16 protein-coding genes, 1 pseudogene and 1 riboswitch are annotated in these 16,181 nt (G+C 33.2%); of the genes and pseudogenes, 7 read left to right on the top strand and 10 right to left on the bottom strand.

Features of this window, described 5'->3' with window-relative positions:
• A pseudogene (locus tag SH09_RS09210) lies at window positions 1-284 on the top strand (PTS transporter subunit EIIC); the annotation flags it as partial.
• Window positions 284-1,159: a MurR/RpiR family transcriptional regulator gene (locus SH09_RS09205; RefSeq protein WP_042739363.1), complete on the top strand. Its 876-nt coding sequence runs from the start codon at window positions 284-286 to the stop codon at window positions 1,157-1,159. The pseudogene SH09_RS09210 and the gene SH09_RS09205, both read left to right, overlap by 1 nt.
• Window positions 1,160-1,260: 101 nt before the next feature.
• Here the strand turns inward: SH09_RS09205 and SH09_RS09200 are convergent, their stop codons facing one another.
• Window positions 1,261-2,694 (bottom strand): alkaline phosphatase, encoded by a 1,434-nt coding sequence (locus SH09_RS09200; RefSeq protein ID WP_042739362.1) that lies wholly within the window; start codon window positions 2,692-2,694, stop codon window positions 1,261-1,263.
• 338 nt (window positions 2,695-3,032) lie between these two features.
• Window positions 3,033-4,421, bottom strand: coding sequence for an amino acid permease (locus SH09_RS09195; RefSeq protein ID WP_042739361.1), 1,389 nt, complete (start codon window positions 4,419-4,421; stop codon window positions 3,033-3,035).
• Window positions 4,422-4,736: 315 nt separating this feature from the next.
• Here SH09_RS09195 and SH09_RS09190 point away from each other — a divergent pair, with 315 nt between their 5' ends.
• From SH09_RS09190 to SH09_RS09180, 3 genes are all read left to right on the top strand, one after another.
• Window positions 4,737-5,555: a formate/nitrite transporter family protein gene (locus tag SH09_RS09190; protein ID WP_042739360.1), complete on the top strand. Its 819-nt coding sequence runs from the start codon at window positions 4,737-4,739 to the stop codon at window positions 5,553-5,555.
• An 81-nt stretch (window positions 5,556-5,636) separates the two neighbouring features.
• Window positions 5,637-5,996, top strand: a complete 360-nt coding sequence (locus SH09_RS09185; protein ID WP_042739359.1) for a hypothetical protein — start codon at window positions 5,637-5,639, stop codon at window positions 5,994-5,996.
• The gene (locus SH09_RS09180; protein ID WP_042739358.1) at window positions 5,993-6,178 is read left to right on the top strand and encodes a hypothetical protein; all 186 of its coding nucleotides are present in this window, start codon (window positions 5,993-5,995) and stop codon (window positions 6,176-6,178) included. The genes SH09_RS09185 and SH09_RS09180 overlap by 4 nt, the downstream gene beginning before the upstream one ends.
• A 64-nt stretch (window positions 6,179-6,242) precedes the next feature.
• Here the strand turns inward: SH09_RS09180 and SH09_RS09175 are convergent, their stop codons facing one another.
• The 3 genes from SH09_RS09175 to SH09_RS09165 form a co-directional block, all read right to left on the bottom strand.
• A complete protein-coding gene (locus tag SH09_RS09175) occupies window positions 6,243-6,434 on the bottom strand; it encodes a hypothetical protein (protein ID WP_042739357.1) in 192 nt (63 codons plus the stop codon).
• A 2-nt stretch (window positions 6,435-6,436) separates the two neighbouring features.
• Entirely contained in the window at window positions 6,437-7,084 is a 648-nt protein-coding gene (locus SH09_RS09170) for an HAD family hydrolase (protein ID WP_042739356.1), read from the bottom strand.
• Between the two features lie 236 nt (window positions 7,085-7,320).
• Complete coding sequence (locus SH09_RS09165; protein ID WP_042739355.1) at window positions 7,321-8,235, bottom strand: bile acid:sodium symporter family protein; 915 nt, start codon at window positions 8,233-8,235, stop codon at window positions 7,321-7,323.
• A 269-nt stretch (window positions 8,236-8,504) separates the two neighbouring features.
• Between SH09_RS09165 and SH09_RS09160 the strand changes: the two genes are divergently transcribed.
• Window positions 8,505-9,035, top strand: a complete 531-nt coding sequence (locus SH09_RS09160; protein ID WP_042739354.1) for a hypothetical protein — start codon at window positions 8,505-8,507, stop codon at window positions 9,033-9,035.
• Window positions 9,036-9,298: 263 nt separating this feature from the next.
• Here the strand turns inward: SH09_RS09160 and SH09_RS09155 are convergent, their stop codons facing one another.
• Window positions 9,299-10,879 (bottom strand): alpha-glucoside-specific PTS transporter subunit IIBC, encoded by a 1,581-nt coding sequence (locus SH09_RS09155; RefSeq protein WP_042739353.1) that lies wholly within the window; start codon window positions 10,877-10,879, stop codon window positions 9,299-9,301.
• A gap of 198 nt (window positions 10,880-11,077) precedes the next feature.
• Between SH09_RS09155 and SH09_RS09150 the strand changes: the two genes are divergently transcribed.
• Window positions 11,078-11,848: a MurR/RpiR family transcriptional regulator gene (locus SH09_RS09150; protein ID WP_042739352.1), complete on the top strand. Its 771-nt coding sequence runs from the start codon at window positions 11,078-11,080 to the stop codon at window positions 11,846-11,848.
• A 364-nt stretch (window positions 11,849-12,212) separates the two neighbouring features.
• Here the strand turns inward: SH09_RS09150 and SH09_RS09145 are convergent, their stop codons facing one another.
• From SH09_RS09145 to SH09_RS09130, 4 genes are all read right to left on the bottom strand, one after another.
• Entirely contained in the window at window positions 12,213-12,719 is a 507-nt protein-coding gene (locus SH09_RS09145; RefSeq protein WP_042739351.1) for an SRPBCC family protein, read from the bottom strand.
• Window positions 12,720-12,963: 244 nt separating this feature from the next.
• A complete protein-coding gene (locus tag SH09_RS09140; RefSeq protein ID WP_042739350.1) occupies window positions 12,964-14,268 on the bottom strand; it encodes a Na+/H+ antiporter NhaC family protein in 1,305 nt (434 codons plus the stop codon).
• Window positions 14,269-14,371: 103 nt separating this feature from the next.
• Window positions 14,372-14,470, bottom strand: a riboswitch (SAM riboswitch).
• 136 nt (window positions 14,471-14,606) lie between these two features.
• On the bottom strand, window positions 14,607-15,218 hold the full coding sequence (locus SH09_RS09135) for a flavin reductase family protein (RefSeq protein WP_042739349.1): 612 nt from the start codon (window positions 15,216-15,218) through the stop codon (window positions 14,607-14,609).
• 65 nt (window positions 15,219-15,283) lie between these two features.
• On the bottom strand, window positions 15,284-16,165 hold the full coding sequence (locus SH09_RS09130) for an SDR family oxidoreductase (RefSeq protein ID WP_042739348.1): 882 nt from the start codon (window positions 16,163-16,165) through the stop codon (window positions 15,284-15,286).
• Window positions 16,166-16,181 lie beyond the last annotated feature (16 nt).

The following is a 16,181-nucleotide window of genomic DNA, read 5'->3' as shown; positions in this document are numbered from 1 at the left end:
TTGGTGAACCATTAATTTATGGTGTAACCTTGCCCCTCGGCAAACCATTCTTCACAGCTTGTATTGGCGGCGGTATTGGTGGCGCAGTAATCGGAGGCATTGGACACATTGGTGCGACTGCAATTGGCCCAAGTGGTATATCACTATTACCATTAATTTCAGATCATATGTATCTAGGATATATAGGAGGACTGCTCTCAGCTTATGCCGGTGGTTTTATTTTTACTTATTTATTCGGCACAACTAAAGCTATGAGAGAAACTGATAGTTTAGGTGATTTATAATGACGAATTTACTTTACAAAATTGATAAGCAGTATCCTGATTTTACAAAAAGTGAAAAGAAAATAGCTGATTTTATCTTAAATGCTCCACACAAAATTATTGATATGTCTGTACAAGACTTAGCATTAGCAATCGATACGAGTACAGCATCAATTGTACGATTTAGCAGGAAAGTTACAGGCAAAGGGTTCCAAGAATTAAAAATTGCACTATCACGTTATTTACCAGAAGATACGACAAATAATACTCACCTTGAACTTGTTGCAAATGAATCAGTTGATACACTTAAATCAAAGATGTTATCACGTGCGACAGATACTATGAATTTCGTTGCAACGCATATTGATGCTAAAAGTATAGATGAAATTTGCCATGTGATAAAGCAAGCACGCAATATATTTATCTTCGGTTATGGTGCATCATTTGTTATAGCTACTGATTTGTATCAAAAATTATCACGTATCGGGCTTAATGTCCGATTAGTGCAAGAGACACATTTGTTTATAACAACACTTGCGACACACGATAATCAAGATTGTATTATATTCATTACGAATCAAGGTAGTCATAGTGAATTACGTTCAATGGCTAGTGTCGCAAGTGATTATAATATTCCTATAATCACAATTTCTAGCACAGCTGATAATCCCATAGCACAAGTTTCAAACTACAAGTTAATTTACGGACAAACCGATGAGAATGAATTACGTATGGCAGCAACCACTTCACTGTTTGCACAATTATTTTCAGTTGATGTGTTATATTATCGTTACATTGCATTGAATTATGAATCATCTCTTGATTCCATCACACAATCTAAAATGGCACTCAATAATTATCGAAAGCATTTATCTTTAATAAAATTTAAACATTAACGTTTTCAAATCTTCAGCTACTATAAAAAGCACCTAATGACAGGAAATCCTGAAATTAGGTGCTTTTTAGTTCATTAAGTTATAACAATGTTATTTTATATTTATTGCTTTACGTCATGTTTAAAGAAATCAAATATGTTGTTAGCATTGTCTGTATTATCAATATTACCTTTAAATCGATCACTACCTGGACCAAAACCATACGTATTCACATCTTCTCCAGTATGTCCATTTGTTGTCCAACCTGTATGTGATTTATCATTTATTGGTTTTTGAATTGCATCTTGTAATTTTTGGAATTGCGCTTCATATTCTTTATCTTCCTCATCATATTTCTTCAGTGCTTCAGCTTCATCTTTAATCTTACTGATTTGAGAGTTAGAAACTTCAAAGCCATAGCCGTCATTAATTACCTTCTCTGGATCTTTACCTTCTGCTATTTCTTTAGTCATATATGAACCAGAATGCTTCATTTGATGGATAGCTTTTGGATTCCAAACATAGTCTTTACCTTTTGCGATTGTCATACCACCAGTTGAGTGATCTGCTGTTGCAACAACTAATGTATCAGGATGTGATTTTGCATAATTCATCGCATAATCAAATGATTTCTCAAAACCACTCATCTCTGACATTACACCAGTAACATCATTTGGATGTCCTGATTTATCGATTGACGCCCCTTCTACCATCAAGAAGAAACCTTTGTCATTTGATTCTAATCGCTTAATTGCACTGTCTTCCATTTCAACTAGTTTAGGATTTTTTTCTGGCGCATCAATTTGTAATGGCATGTCATTGTCAGCAAACAATCCTAATACTTGTTTACTCGTTGAATTTTGTAGATCTGTTTTATTATCTACAACATCATAACCATCCTTTTTGAATTTATCTGTTAAATTACCATTTTTATCGCCAAAGTATTCTGCACCACCGCCAAGTAATACATCAACTTTATGTTTACCATTAATTTTGTCATTGTAAAATTGCTGTGCAATTTCATCTTTTTTATCTCTGTCATCAACGTGAGCTGCATAAGCTGCAGGTGTTGCATCAGTGATTTCTGCAGTTGAAACTAGACCTGTTGACTTCCCGTTTTCTTTTGCTTGTTCTAATACAGTTTTAACTTTTTGTTTATTTGCATCAACACCAATTGCTCCATTAAATGTTTTATGGCCAGAACTAAATGCCGTTGCACCTGCTGCTGAGTCTGTAACATTTTCCTTTGGATCATCTGGATTTGTACGTTGTGTACCTAATAGGTAGTTATCAAATGCTGTCTTGTCCATTTCTTTAGTTTCAGGATTATCCGCAAAGTATCTATAAGCACTATTATACGATGGTCCCATTCCATCACCTACTAAGAAAATAACATTCTTAGGGTTCTTTGTATTACCCATATATGATACATCGGCAGGTTGATCTGAACTATTTCCCCCACTCGATGCGAAAGTTGATTGTGCATTTCCCAAGACAGAACCCATAACAATTGCACTAGTCACCGATACTGTTGCTAACTTATTATAGAATTTCATAATTAATAACTCCTTTAATATGTATTATCAAGCTTATACTGTAAGTGTAAGCAAAGAGTGTTGAGTTATTGTTTTTAAGATGTAAAATTTATGTAAATAAGTTGCATTATATATTCATTTTCATTAATAACTCTCGCTTTTTATCTGAAAAGGATTATATACCATATTCATAATTCTAATATAAAGCTGTCTATTAATAATGATGCATTAAAAAACCTTATCAAGACGATACACGCCTTGATAAGGTTTGATACATTTATATATTCTCTTGTTTAATATACCTAACTGATAACGATCTCCATATAAGAAGATACATTTTTTTAATAAGTCAGATAATTTTATAATTGCTCGTTCTTACTTAACTTATGATAGCCTTTAATGAAATAGAATGCAGTCATTAATAATAAGAAAATAATACCGATTACTACAGATACGACTGTTTCTTTATTAAATAACATACCGATTAATACCATGATAAAGAATGCCATTGTTACATAGTTAGTGATTGCTCCACCTGGCATTTTAAAAGGATGCCCTTTCAATTCTTCAGGGTGATGCTTTCTGAATCTTAAGTGACTAATCAAAATCATAAACCATGGTACCATACCTGGTAAGATAGACGCACTGTAAACATAAACAAAAATACTATCTGCACCTTTAATGAATAGTGGCAAGATAACATTTAATAGTGCTCCAATTAAGATACCAATTGCAATCGCTGTTACTGTCCAGAAAGGAACACCATTTTTCATTACTTTAGTAAAGAATTTAGGTAGCATGCCCTTTTGAGCTAAGTTTAAAGTCATACGGCTCGCACTAAAGATACCTGAGTTACAACCAGACATTGCTGCAGTTAATACTACAAAGTTAATTAATCCAGCAGCGAAAGTAATACCTACTTTAGCAAAAGTCGCAACGAATGGGCTTCCGATGTTGCCTAATTCATTCCAAGGATAAACTGTAACAATTACGAAAATTGCTCCAATATAGAAAATTAATATACGCCAGATTACGCCGTTTACTGCGCTCTTAATATTCTTCTGTGGATCCTTTGTTTCACCTGCTGTAATACCAATCAATTCAACACCTTGATATGAACCAATTACGATTGATAAAGCAAAGAAGAATCCAACCCAACCATTTGGCATAAAGCCACCATGTGACCATAAATTAGATAAACCAATTGCTTCTCCACCATTACCAAGTCCGAAGAAGATTAAGCCAAATCCTGCAACAATCATTAAGATAATTGTAACTACCTTAATCATCGCGAACCAAAATTCAAACTCACCGAAGGCTTTAACAGAAACTAAGTTTGCTCCCATTAACAAGGCAACCACGATAACGCCTGGAATCCATTGTGGTAAATCTGGGAACCAATAATTCATATATTCTCCGACGGCGATAACTTCACTCATACCGACGACTACCCATTGAAATATATTACTCCAAGCAGTCAAATAACCTGCCACTGGGTGTATGTAATCACTTGCAAAGTTGGCAAACGAACCTGATGTAGGATGTAAATAAACCATCTCACCCATTGCTCGCATAACTAAAAATAAAAAGATACCTGCTATTAAATAAGCAAATATTACAGAAGGTCCAGTCCATTTGATTGTACTTGTAGCTCCCATAAATAGACCTACACCTATGGTACCACCCAATGCAATCATCCGCATTTGACGCGCACCTAATCCCCTCTGAAGTTCATTATTATCATTCATCTCATTCAAACCCCATCTCTCTCAAATATAAGTATAATTAATCACTTATCATGTCGCTATTATACTATAAATTGGCAAAATTAAAATACCAAACTAAAACAATGTAAGCCCTTACATTTCCGTTTTTTAATTGTACGCGATTTTACTATAAATTGTAAAGCATAATTTTTCTCCCTCTCCATCTTTTCTTCTATTCTCTACAAATACCTCTCTCAAGGCTTATAAAGTAAAAATTGTATTATTTGTGAAAAGTTTCACAAATGTGTAGAGACATAGTATACTAGCTTTAAATCAAATGAAAGTGAGGACACAACCTTGAACGGAAAAAATGTGCAATGGGATAAAGTTTTTTATGGGAAAGTTTGGGTGAACCATGTCGTAGAAACAATTAAAACCAAAGATATACTTCAAAGTTTTTATTTCAAACGCTATTTGTTACGTGCGATTATGGCAGGTTTTATCTTAGGTACAATTATTGTTTTTGTATTATCACTGAAAGCCAACTTTGGAACTGAAATGTCACCTAGTATTTCTAATCTAATCGCGTCAACTGCATTTAGTTTTGCGCTCGTACTTATTCTTTTTACAAATTCTGAGTTATTAACGAGTAACTTTATGTATTTCACAGTTGGTTTATATTACAGAGTCATTGCCCCCACCCGTGTATTTAAAATATTCACCTTATGTTTTATTGGTAACACGGTTGGAGGCCTCATCCTCTTCTTACTGATGCGTGCTTCTGATGTCATGACACCTGATATGATGATACATCTCGATGCAATAATTGAACACAAGACACTAACAGCAAGTTGGTTTGCAATATTGATCAAGGGGATCTTTGCCAATTTCTTTATCAATATCTCTTTAGTTATTGCAATGCAAATAGATGACGTCTTAGCAAAAATGTTTGTAATGATGTTTGGTGTTTCGATATTTGCCTTTATGGGATACGAACATGTCGTATATAATTCTGTACTATTTGCTGCAGGCTTTATCTATCAGAGTTCAATAATAGAAACGATTCCAGTTATAGTTAATGTAGTATGCGCTGCGATAGGCAACTACATTGGAGGCGGTTTAATCATTGGATTGTTCTATGCTTATCTAAATGATCATCATCAATTCGACAATTAATCGTTAAATTGTCATGAGTTCTTATTCAACCATAATATATGCTATACTTTTTGTAATCTTTCAAATAAAAAGGAGTACATTATGGCTTCAAACTCAATTAAACGAACGCTTAGTTATGCAGTCGTTTTCGGCATTTTATTTTTTCTGTTAAATTATTTTAGTGGTTCACATCACGCATTTATGTCAGTATTTTTAAAATCGCTTTTGGCTGCAGTCGTATTTGGTGTACTATATTTTGTATTATTTTCAATTGTTAATTCTCCAGAACGAAAATATAAATTCGGCATTACGATACCGATTACTTTATTAATTGCTATTTTAGTAAGCGCCTTATTTTCAGCCATAAAAGTTGGTATTATTATAGGTATTATCATTGGTGTTCTTGCAGGATATCTTTGGGAATATATTGAAAAAAAGAAAGCGAGCAGTGATAAAAAGTGAGTCTTGTCTTAGGAATCATCATATTAATATTATTAATCGTCAGTTTAATTCCAAATTTAAAAGCTGTTAAAAAAAGTAAAGCTAATGGTGAAAAGAATCCACGCTTTGCAATTATGGTCGGTATAGATGCTATCTTACTCGTGTTAGTGATAGTTACTTTAATATTCCAATTTACTAAATAATATAACAAAAAGATGTTTACAGTATGAGTCACTAGCTAGACTTAAACTATAAACATCTTTTTTATTAAAGCTTATCTTGTAATAGTAAAAAATATAAGATAGTTGCCCCAATTAAATAAAGCAATGTTGCTATGATAAACGAACGTAAATGAATGGCAAATGGGATCTTACGATTGAATATCGGACCTAATATTAAGTTGCCAATTGCTAATACAAGTGGCCCTCCTAAGAAAAATAATAGTAAATATGCATTCATTATTATTTACTCCCACGCTGTTCAAAATAGTGTTCAATAATTTCATTTGCTGTAACATCTTTAGCAGTAAAATTAAGAGTTTGAAACGGCTGAAGTTCAGTCATACGATTAGTATTAATTATAACGTCTAAACCCGCATTAATTGCCGCTGTCGCACCATTAACCGAATCCTCTATTGCTAAACAATTAACTGGATTATAATTTAATTGTTGAACCGCTGTTAAATACAATTCTGGATTAGGCTTTACTTCGTCGACATCTTCACGTCCAACAATAATGTCCATATATTGCTCTAATCCTAAACGTTTAAAGGTAGGTTCAATATCCTTTCTATAACTACTTGTAGCAATTGCCATTGGTATATGACGCTGTTTACAATATTTCATCAACGCTTCTACCTCTTTATTGATTGGCAAATTCACACTTGTTTCGTTATGTTCTTGATATATGGCTGACTTTTTTTCAAGTCCAAGTTGCGCTTCTAAATAGTTATGTAATTCTGTAGCGGCGCCACCAATCGATTGACGATAATAGTCCACAGAAATAGGATCTAAACCATTACCTGTTAAATGATTATTAATAATTTGAAACAGATGTTGCTCAGTGTCAATGATTGTACCATCGAAATCAAATACGACTGCTCTATACATCACACATACCTCCTATTTAACTTTCATTATGTTATTTTAATCACTCAAGTCTGCTGCTGATTCTTTCAATGAAATTACTGCTATCTTAGCATATTTATCTAAAAAACGCGCTCAAACCATTTCGCAACAAATTACAACAACATCATAATATATGCATACATGGTTATACCTATCTAAAAAAGCCTATTACCCAGCAATTTAAGTTGGAGTAATAGGCTCGAGCACTCATATTTTTATTATCGTTTATGCCAATATTTCGCCAATATTGGACCAGTAATATTGTGTACTAAACTAAAGACTGCACCAGGCACAGCTGCTAATGGGCTAAAATGAACCGTAGCTAAGGAAACTGCTAAACCTGAATTTTGCATCCCTACTTCAATCGACACGGCCTTTTTATCTGCACGTTCAAGTTTAAATACTTTAGCTAAAGTATAGCCCAAAGTATAACCTACAACGTTATGTAGAATAACAACTGCAAATATTAACAGACCTGTTTGTAAAATTTGTGACTTACTACCTCCAACAACCGATGCCAAAATCAATGAAATGGCTACAACCGAAACAATTGGAAGTGCAGTTGACGTCTTGGCAGCAAAGTTTTTGAATAGCTTTTGCAACACAAAACCAATAATTATTGGAATTAAGATAACTTGAATTACCAACCAAAACATACTCATAAATGATACTTGTAACCATTGATGTGCGAATAGATAAATTAAAGCTGGTGTCATAATCGGAGCAAGAATTGTCGATACACTTGTAATAGCTACCGATAATGCGACATTGGCATTCGCTAAATAACTCATTACGTTACTAGATGTGCCACCTGGACAACAACCTACTAATATAACTCCAATTGCTACTTCTGCAGGTAAATTAAATAATTTAGCAATGAGAAACGCAGTCGTTGGCATGATTGTAAACTGCAAAATCACACCAATAATAACCGATCTTGGTTGTTGAAAGACAATTTTAAAATCTTTCGGATCTATAGTTAAACCCATACCTAGCATTACAATACCCAATAGATATGGGACAAAGCCGCTTATTGTAGCAAGTTGATTTGGGAATATGAACCCAATAATAGCTGCAATCAACATCCATACTAAGAATGTGTTTGTCGCGAATCTACTTACCTTTGATATCATTTTGAACACTTCCTCTATGTAGTAATAAAGAAAAATGTATCATACTTTCATAGTCTGAACAATATAATTTTCGAAATATTCTAATATTTGTTAATAGTGCTTAACACCCTTGTAATCAACTTTTATTGAACTTCGTTCTTAAGACCTAGTGAATATAACAAAAAAGAGTGGTACAATTTAATAGAAATTAAAACTGGTGAAAATTAAACTACAATTGAATATTATGTATTATATTCAGGTTCATTTTTATATAGATGTGGAGGTATTATATGTTTTTAGATAAAACAGAAACATTTGTGTTGAATATTGGTGGACTTAATAAACGTAAGACACGAAAAGATTTAGCCAAAGTTTGTAAACAAATAAAGTTTTGTAATTCATTCAAGTTTTCAATTTATAAGGAAAAGCATCTATATGCTTTAAAGATTAACTTACCAAAACAACAATTGCCTTATGTGATTAGCTTTTTAAGCTTCCATAATTTTGATATATATCAAATTTTAGAATCTTCATACTCAGATAAATTAATTGATTCTGATCGTTTATTATTATCTTCAAAGCGTTTCGTGTTAACAATAGATGGGTTACGTGATGCTTTTATTAAAGATAAAATTATCGACATTATTAATATGATAAATAATACCGAAGACATCTCATACACTTTTAACAAAAATAAAGTTAATGTAAATTGTTCTGCAGCAGTCTTTTCAAGATTAATTAATAAAATCGCAACTCATAATATAGATATTTTATGTGCTGTAGCACAGCAGCGTGTTGTCCATAAAGCACGTATATCTTAAATTGATTGTTAAAACTAAATCTTTATTACTTACCTCTCTAAATTTGATAGAGAGGATTTTTAAATTTTAGAACATTATTTATAACTAAGTTGAATATCGTTATAAATAAATTTGGATATGTGCGACCTAGTCAGTGCTACTCTCGTGTGTTCTCTATGCTTTGTTTCAACATACAAAGAGCGATGATAGTTATTAGTTCTTGCTAACTATCATCGCTCTTTCTGTTCTATAGCGCTATACTATGATTTATCTATTTGCTCAAATTAATTATTCACAATATTTTCGAATGCTTCACGTACTTGAGGTACTGACATTCCAACAACAACTTGTACGTTTTTCCCACTTTTCACTAATCCATGTGCCATTTGATTATGTGTAAAGTAATCACTATCTTCGACTTTATCTATATCTTCAACTGTTAATCTTAGACGTGTTGTACAGTTCGTTACGTCTTTAATATTTTCTTTACCACCTAAACCTTCTAAGTAATACAACGCTTTTTCTTCATATTCGTTTCCTGCAACAGGTTGTGAGCCTTTATCTTCATTTTTACTCTTATAATCTTTCTTGCTATACAATTTAATGTCATCAGACTCTTTTTTACGACCTGGTAAAGGTATATCGAATTTCAAAATTAAAAATCTGAATAGGACGAAGTAAATACCAGTAAACGCAAGCCCAATAATAATTTGAATAACATAAGTTAACCAATGATTTTGTGCAAGTGGAATCCAGTTTGTTGCAAAGAAATCAATCAAACCTCCACCAAAGTTACCAACTAAACCAAATCCATACATTAAAGTATCCATAGTTGCAGATAAAATAGCATGTAGTACAAATAAGTATGGTGCAATAAATAAGAACGTAAATTCTAATGGTTCAGTAATACCTACAACTACAGCAGTTAATGTTGCTGGAATTAACAATGCTGCAATCTTTTTCTTATTTTCTTTAGGTGTCGTTGAATACATTGCTAACGCAATACCAATTGCACCAAAGACCTTACCATTCCCTTGAAGCATAAATCCATATGGGAATTGTTCTTTTAATGGTTTCGAGCTTCTAGCAAAGTCATTTACATGTTCAAACCATTCTGCTTTCAATCCATGATTCACTACGACTGGACCTACTTCGATAGGTGCATAAATAAAGTGGTGTAACCCAGTAGGAATTAATACTCTTTCTAAGAAATGGTAGAGCCATACGCCTATATATCCTGAACCAATAATAAATCCTTGTAATGATGAAATACCATTTTGAACTGTTGGCCATACAATACAAGTGATTAATGCTACAGGTAACATAACAAAGAATGATATTGTAACAACAAAAGTCAATCCTTGGAACACACCTAGCATTTCTGGTAGCCTCTTACTGTAATATCTATTATGTATCCAGGTAATAATACTTGAAATGATAATACCACCTAGAATATTTGTATCTAATGTTTCAATACCTGCAATAGCTTTTAGACCAGTAACATTTTCAACACCTTTTTCTAAGTTGGCACCAAATGTATGTGGCCATTGCGTTAAAATTGCATTTATAAATGTATTAAACATTAAATAACCCATTAATGCTGCAAGTGCTGCATGCCCAGGTGCTTTTTTAGCTAAAGAGAGTGGCAAACCTACTACAAAAACAATTTCCATGTGATTGAAAATAGTCCAACCACCCGCTTCAATTACGGACCAAATTTTAAACCATGTTGTTCCATCCTTAGCAATACTTCCCATAATAGCCGGATTTTTAAATAAAGTAGCAAAACCTAAGACTATACCAAAAAATGCAAACATCAATACAGGCACAATCATAGCACTACCAAATCGTTTTATTGCATTCATTTACATCCCTCCTACCGTCAAAATAAAATCTATTGTTACTTTTTATCTTGACTTGCATACCTTTCAATATTTAACTTTCTTACATCATATAGTAACCGCTTACATATAAACAATAGTTTGACGATAAATCGAATAATTTTATATAATCAGATTATATTTTCATAACACGAAAATATTTTCAAAAAATGGGGTGATACTATTTTTTTAGATGAACGTATAAATAGCAACTTTAATAAGTTGAATGACAATGATCTACATATCGCACAATATATTAATACTCATATCGAAGCATGTAAATCAATGAAGATTCAAGAATTAGCGCAAGCAACACATGCTTCCAATGCGACGATACATCGTTTTGCTAGAAAATTAGGCTTTGATGGGTATAGTGACTTTAAGTCTTACTTAAAATTCGAAAGTGAACAAACTCATGCATTAACGACAGACTCTATTGACAATTTCAAACAAGAAATTACAAATACCTTTAATTATTTAGATCGCATTGATTTTAAACTCGTAACTAATAAAATAAATCAAGCTGATACTATCTATCTCTATGGTACTGGATTAGCCCAAATGAATGTCGCACAAGAAGCGCAGCGTATCTTACTTACAGTGCATAAGAATATTATTGTTTTGCATGATCCCCATGAATTCAAGATGATTTTAAATAAAACAACGTCGAAAGACTTGTTCTTTATTATTTCATTATCTGGAGAATCTAAACAGTTAGAAGGTATTACGAATTTGCTACGTTTGCGTCATCATTACTTTATTTCTATTACAAATTTAAAAGATAACTCGTTAGCTCAAAAGGCAAATTATAATATTTACGTGTCTAGTAATACTTTTTTCCTTCAAGATGGCACTGATTATTCTAGTTTTATTAGTTATCATATCTTTTTCGAGACATTATTACGTAAATATAATGAGAGAATTGAAAATGGTGAATTACAGATTCAGATTTAAGCTAATCTAAAAATGGCATGCCAACCCAAGATTGAATGCGTCTTACGGGTTGGTATTTTTTTAAAAGATTGTTTTGCTCCCTTTCCTAGGGGACAGCTTCAGCCTGTAGTCTTCAGCTTGTCCTGTTCCCTTAGGAGTCTCGCACACAATCTCGCATATATTACTAATAACTATTCGGTTGTTTATACTTTTATCATGATATGCTTTTTTCCTTTCAAATAAAAAAGGTGATTTCTATTATTATTGCAATAGAAATCACCTTAATTTATTAGTCAGAGTTTTAAATCTCTAGACATCTTATTTAGAAAATGAGTAATGACTCTCCTATATATTTTAATAAAGCACTGTAACCTACTAAGATTAATTACATTTCTGCTTCAAAATCTTCTAATGCGATTTGTAACTTATCAAATAACATTTCAAAGCCATGGGCAGTAGAATCATGATACTCTTTTTTCTTTTGTTTATATTCTAATGTTGTAAATCTTCTTTCTCTTGGTACTACAGCATTATACGTAAATACCATTTGTGTGATGCCTGGTTCGCGTTCAAATATTTCTACTTCTATAGTATCTTCAGAATCACTCAGTTCAGGCATGCCTATTGTCATTACAATATATTCGTAAGGTGTTAATGTGATAAAGCTTCCTTGGACTATATTTTCCTTACCTTTTCTAACGTCGACAATTTTATACGTTCCATTCTGATTCGCATCAACCTGTATTGTTTTATTCGTTCGCTCAGATGTCATAAACCATTGCTTTAAAAAACGTTGATCTGTCCACGCTTGATATAATAATTCAGGCTCGACTTTAAATAATCGTTCAAGTTGTATCTCAACATTTTCATTTTCAATATTATATCTTGCCACGATTGTTCACCTACTTTCACTCTTAAGTATATTTTAACTCATTCTAGGTAAGTTCTAAACAATAATCCTTTTATTTCGATTAAGTTAAACAAATATAAATCTAAATATTTATTACACTTACTTAGTATTTTTATTTTCATTACATCTATTTACAGAATTTAAAGTTAGTAAATAACGTTATTGTTTATTATACATTAATTTAAAATATACAATTAAACATTAGCATGTGAATCTAACAATCTAGCTATGCTTTACGCTTTTTCTTATCTAATCTCGGTAATCTAAAGAATATTGCTACTAAACCACAGACACCTAATAACGCAGGATAAATAGCGTATGGAACTAAATCAAATGGTGATATGGATGCAACACCAGCAGCTGCTATAACTTGTGGACTATATGGTAAAAGCCCTTGGAAACAACTAGCAAACATATCTAAAATACTTGCCGACTTTCGAGGATCGACATCGTATTCATCAGCGATGTCTTTAGCTAACGGACCGGCCATAAGTATAGAAATCGTATTATTCGCAGTAGCAATATCTGCAGCACTTACCAATCCGGCAATACCCAGTTCTGCTCCACGTTTCGATTTAACTCTATTACGCACAAAATTTAATAACCACGTAATGCCTCCATTATGTTGAATCAACGCAACTAAACCACCAATTAACAATGCAATAATTGCAATATCTTCCATGCCGACAATACCTTTTGATATTGAACTTAATAGCCCTTTCCAGCCAAATGAATGATCAACCAATCCTATAATCGCAGATAGTAAAGTACCACCAATTAAGACAATGATTACATTAATTCCTACTAATGCCAGTATAAGTACCAATAAATATGGTATAACTTTAATTATATTATAATCATAATTTTTAGTCGCATCGATATGTGCACCATTTGTTAAAAACCATAGTGCAATAATAGTCAGTATTGCCCCAGGAAGTACTATTTTTATATTTACTTTAAATTTGTCACTCATTTTTGTCTTTTGTGTGCGTACTGCGGCAATTGTCGTATCAGAAATCATCGATAGATTATCACCAAACATCGCACCACCTACAACTGTAGCCATTGTAATCGCAGCTGATACATCTGTTGCTTGACTCAATCCGAAGCCTACAGGTGCGATTGCAGCAACTGTTCCTACAGATGTCCCCATAGAAACAGACACAAACATACAAATAATAAATAAGCCTACTATGATTAAATTTTCTGGAATAATTGATAAACCTAAATTAACAGTGGATTTTACACCACCCATATCTTCCGTTGTTTGTGAAAAGGCACCAGCCAATAGGAAAATCAACATCATTAACACAATGTTAGAGTGTCCTGCACCTTTCGTGAATATTTCAACTTTCTGTTGAAACGATTCTTTTCTATTTAATAACAAGCCAATGATAGAGGCCACAATAATTGCAACGTTTAATGGCATTGTCGTAAAATCACCCGTTGCTATACCAACACCTAGAAACATCGCCACAAAGACGATTAAAGGAATCAATGCCCATGCATTGCCTTTATACTGCTCTTTCATATTCAACCTACTTCCTTTGATATCAATTATGATTTAACGGTTTAATATCTTATAAAAATTAAAAACTCTTTTCATTCATTTGAAGAAAAGAGTTAATTTAAGCTCCTTATCTTCTAGCAATAGTTGCTACTGGATTTGGCACACGCTTTTACATGTTGCCGAAGTATCATAGGGCCAGTCCCTCCACTTCTCTTGATAAGTATGTTTTATTTTTTTACTACAAGAATTCTTGAATGTTAACGTCAAATACTGCTAAATATTAATATTTAATCTGAACTTTGTCAAACTTATTCCTTTAATAAACGAGTACAGAGTTTGATGATTTAACATGTGCATTACTATTCTGTTGGACGTTCAATGATGAATGATTGTCCAAGATTCGCATAATTATTTCCAGCTAAACGACTCACAGCTCCTAATGCTTTAGAATCAATCTTATGCGGTTCTATATAAACTGTATCATCAATATGAAACATCACTACTTCTCCAATAATTAAATCAGATCCCTCTTGTTTATCACCTAAGGGAATAATTCTATCTAATTTACACTCTAAGCGTATCTTAGCTTGTTCAATCCCAGGTACAGATACGACATCAGAATCAACGCATGTTAAGTCTGTTCGTTCTAATTCATTCAATGACCTTGCAATTGGAGCTGCTGTACGATTAATTTGTTCTACAGTATCTTCATCTGTTATATGCACAACAAATGCTTCAGTTGCTTCGATATTTAAGGAAGTATCCTTCCTTTTGCCTGCAGTTCGAGTTGTTGATAGCATAATCATCGGTGGCGCACTATTGACCACATTAAAGAAACTAAAAGGGGCTGCATTGAGCATGCCTTTCTCATCTTGTGATGTTACAAATGCAATGGGTCTTGGGATAACACTACCACTCAATAACTTATAGTTTTGTTGCTTTGTTAACTTTGCTGCTTCGAATTTTTTCATTTGTTCTACTCCTCATAAATAAAAAGTTAGAAAATCAACTTCCAGATTTTCTAACTTTTTGTTGTTTAATCTATTTGGGTTCCGCCTGTAACACCATACACTTGACCAGTTGTATAGCTAGATTCTTCAGCTGCGAGATGGACATATACACCTGCCAACTCAACAGGTTGACCTGCACGTCCTAGTACTGACTTTTGACCAAAGGTCGGTATCTTCGATTGAGGTTGTCCTCCTGAGATTTGTAACGGTGACCAGAATGGACCAGGGGCAACACAATTAACACGTATACCTTGTTCACCTAATTCTTCAGATAAACTTTTGGTCAATGAAATGATTGCCGCTTTGGTTGCAGCATAATCATGCAATATTGGACTTGGATTATAACCTTGAACAGAAGATGTCAATGTAATCGTTGCTCCGGGTTTTAAATAATCTATCGCCTTTTGTACTGTCCAAAATATAGGATAAACATTCGTTTCAAAGGTTTCTGTAAAGGAAGCTGTATCAAAGCCTTTGATACTTTCTCGATATTGCTGATGACCAGCGACTAACGTCACATTGTCCAGTCCACCTAATTCTTGATGTGCCTGTGCAACCAAGTCATAGTTAAATTGTTCATTTCGAATATCACCCGGTATAAGCACTGCTTTACTGCCAGCAGCTTCAATTACCTGTTTCACTTCTTCAGCATCGACTTGTTCATCAGGGAGGTAATTAATTGCAACATCCGCACCTTCTTTTGCATACGCAATTGCAGCAGCACGACCTATTGCAGAATCACCACCAGTTACTAACATTTTATAACCTTCTAATCTATGATGGCCTGTATATGATGATTCTCCACAATCTGGTTGAGGGTCTAATTGTTGTTGTAGTCCAGGAACAGGTTGTTCTTGCTTTGGAAAATCTTTGTTTGAAAATTTCTTTCTAGGATCTTGAGCAGACATAAGTAAACACTCCTTA

It is taken from the genome of Staphylococcus gallinarum, from assembly GCF_000875895.1.
Taxonomy (GTDB): domain Bacteria; phylum Bacillota; class Bacilli; order Staphylococcales; family Staphylococcaceae; genus Staphylococcus; species Staphylococcus gallinarum.
Note: the sequence above shows the minus strand (reverse complement) of the source record. Positions and strands in the feature narration are given on the sequence as shown.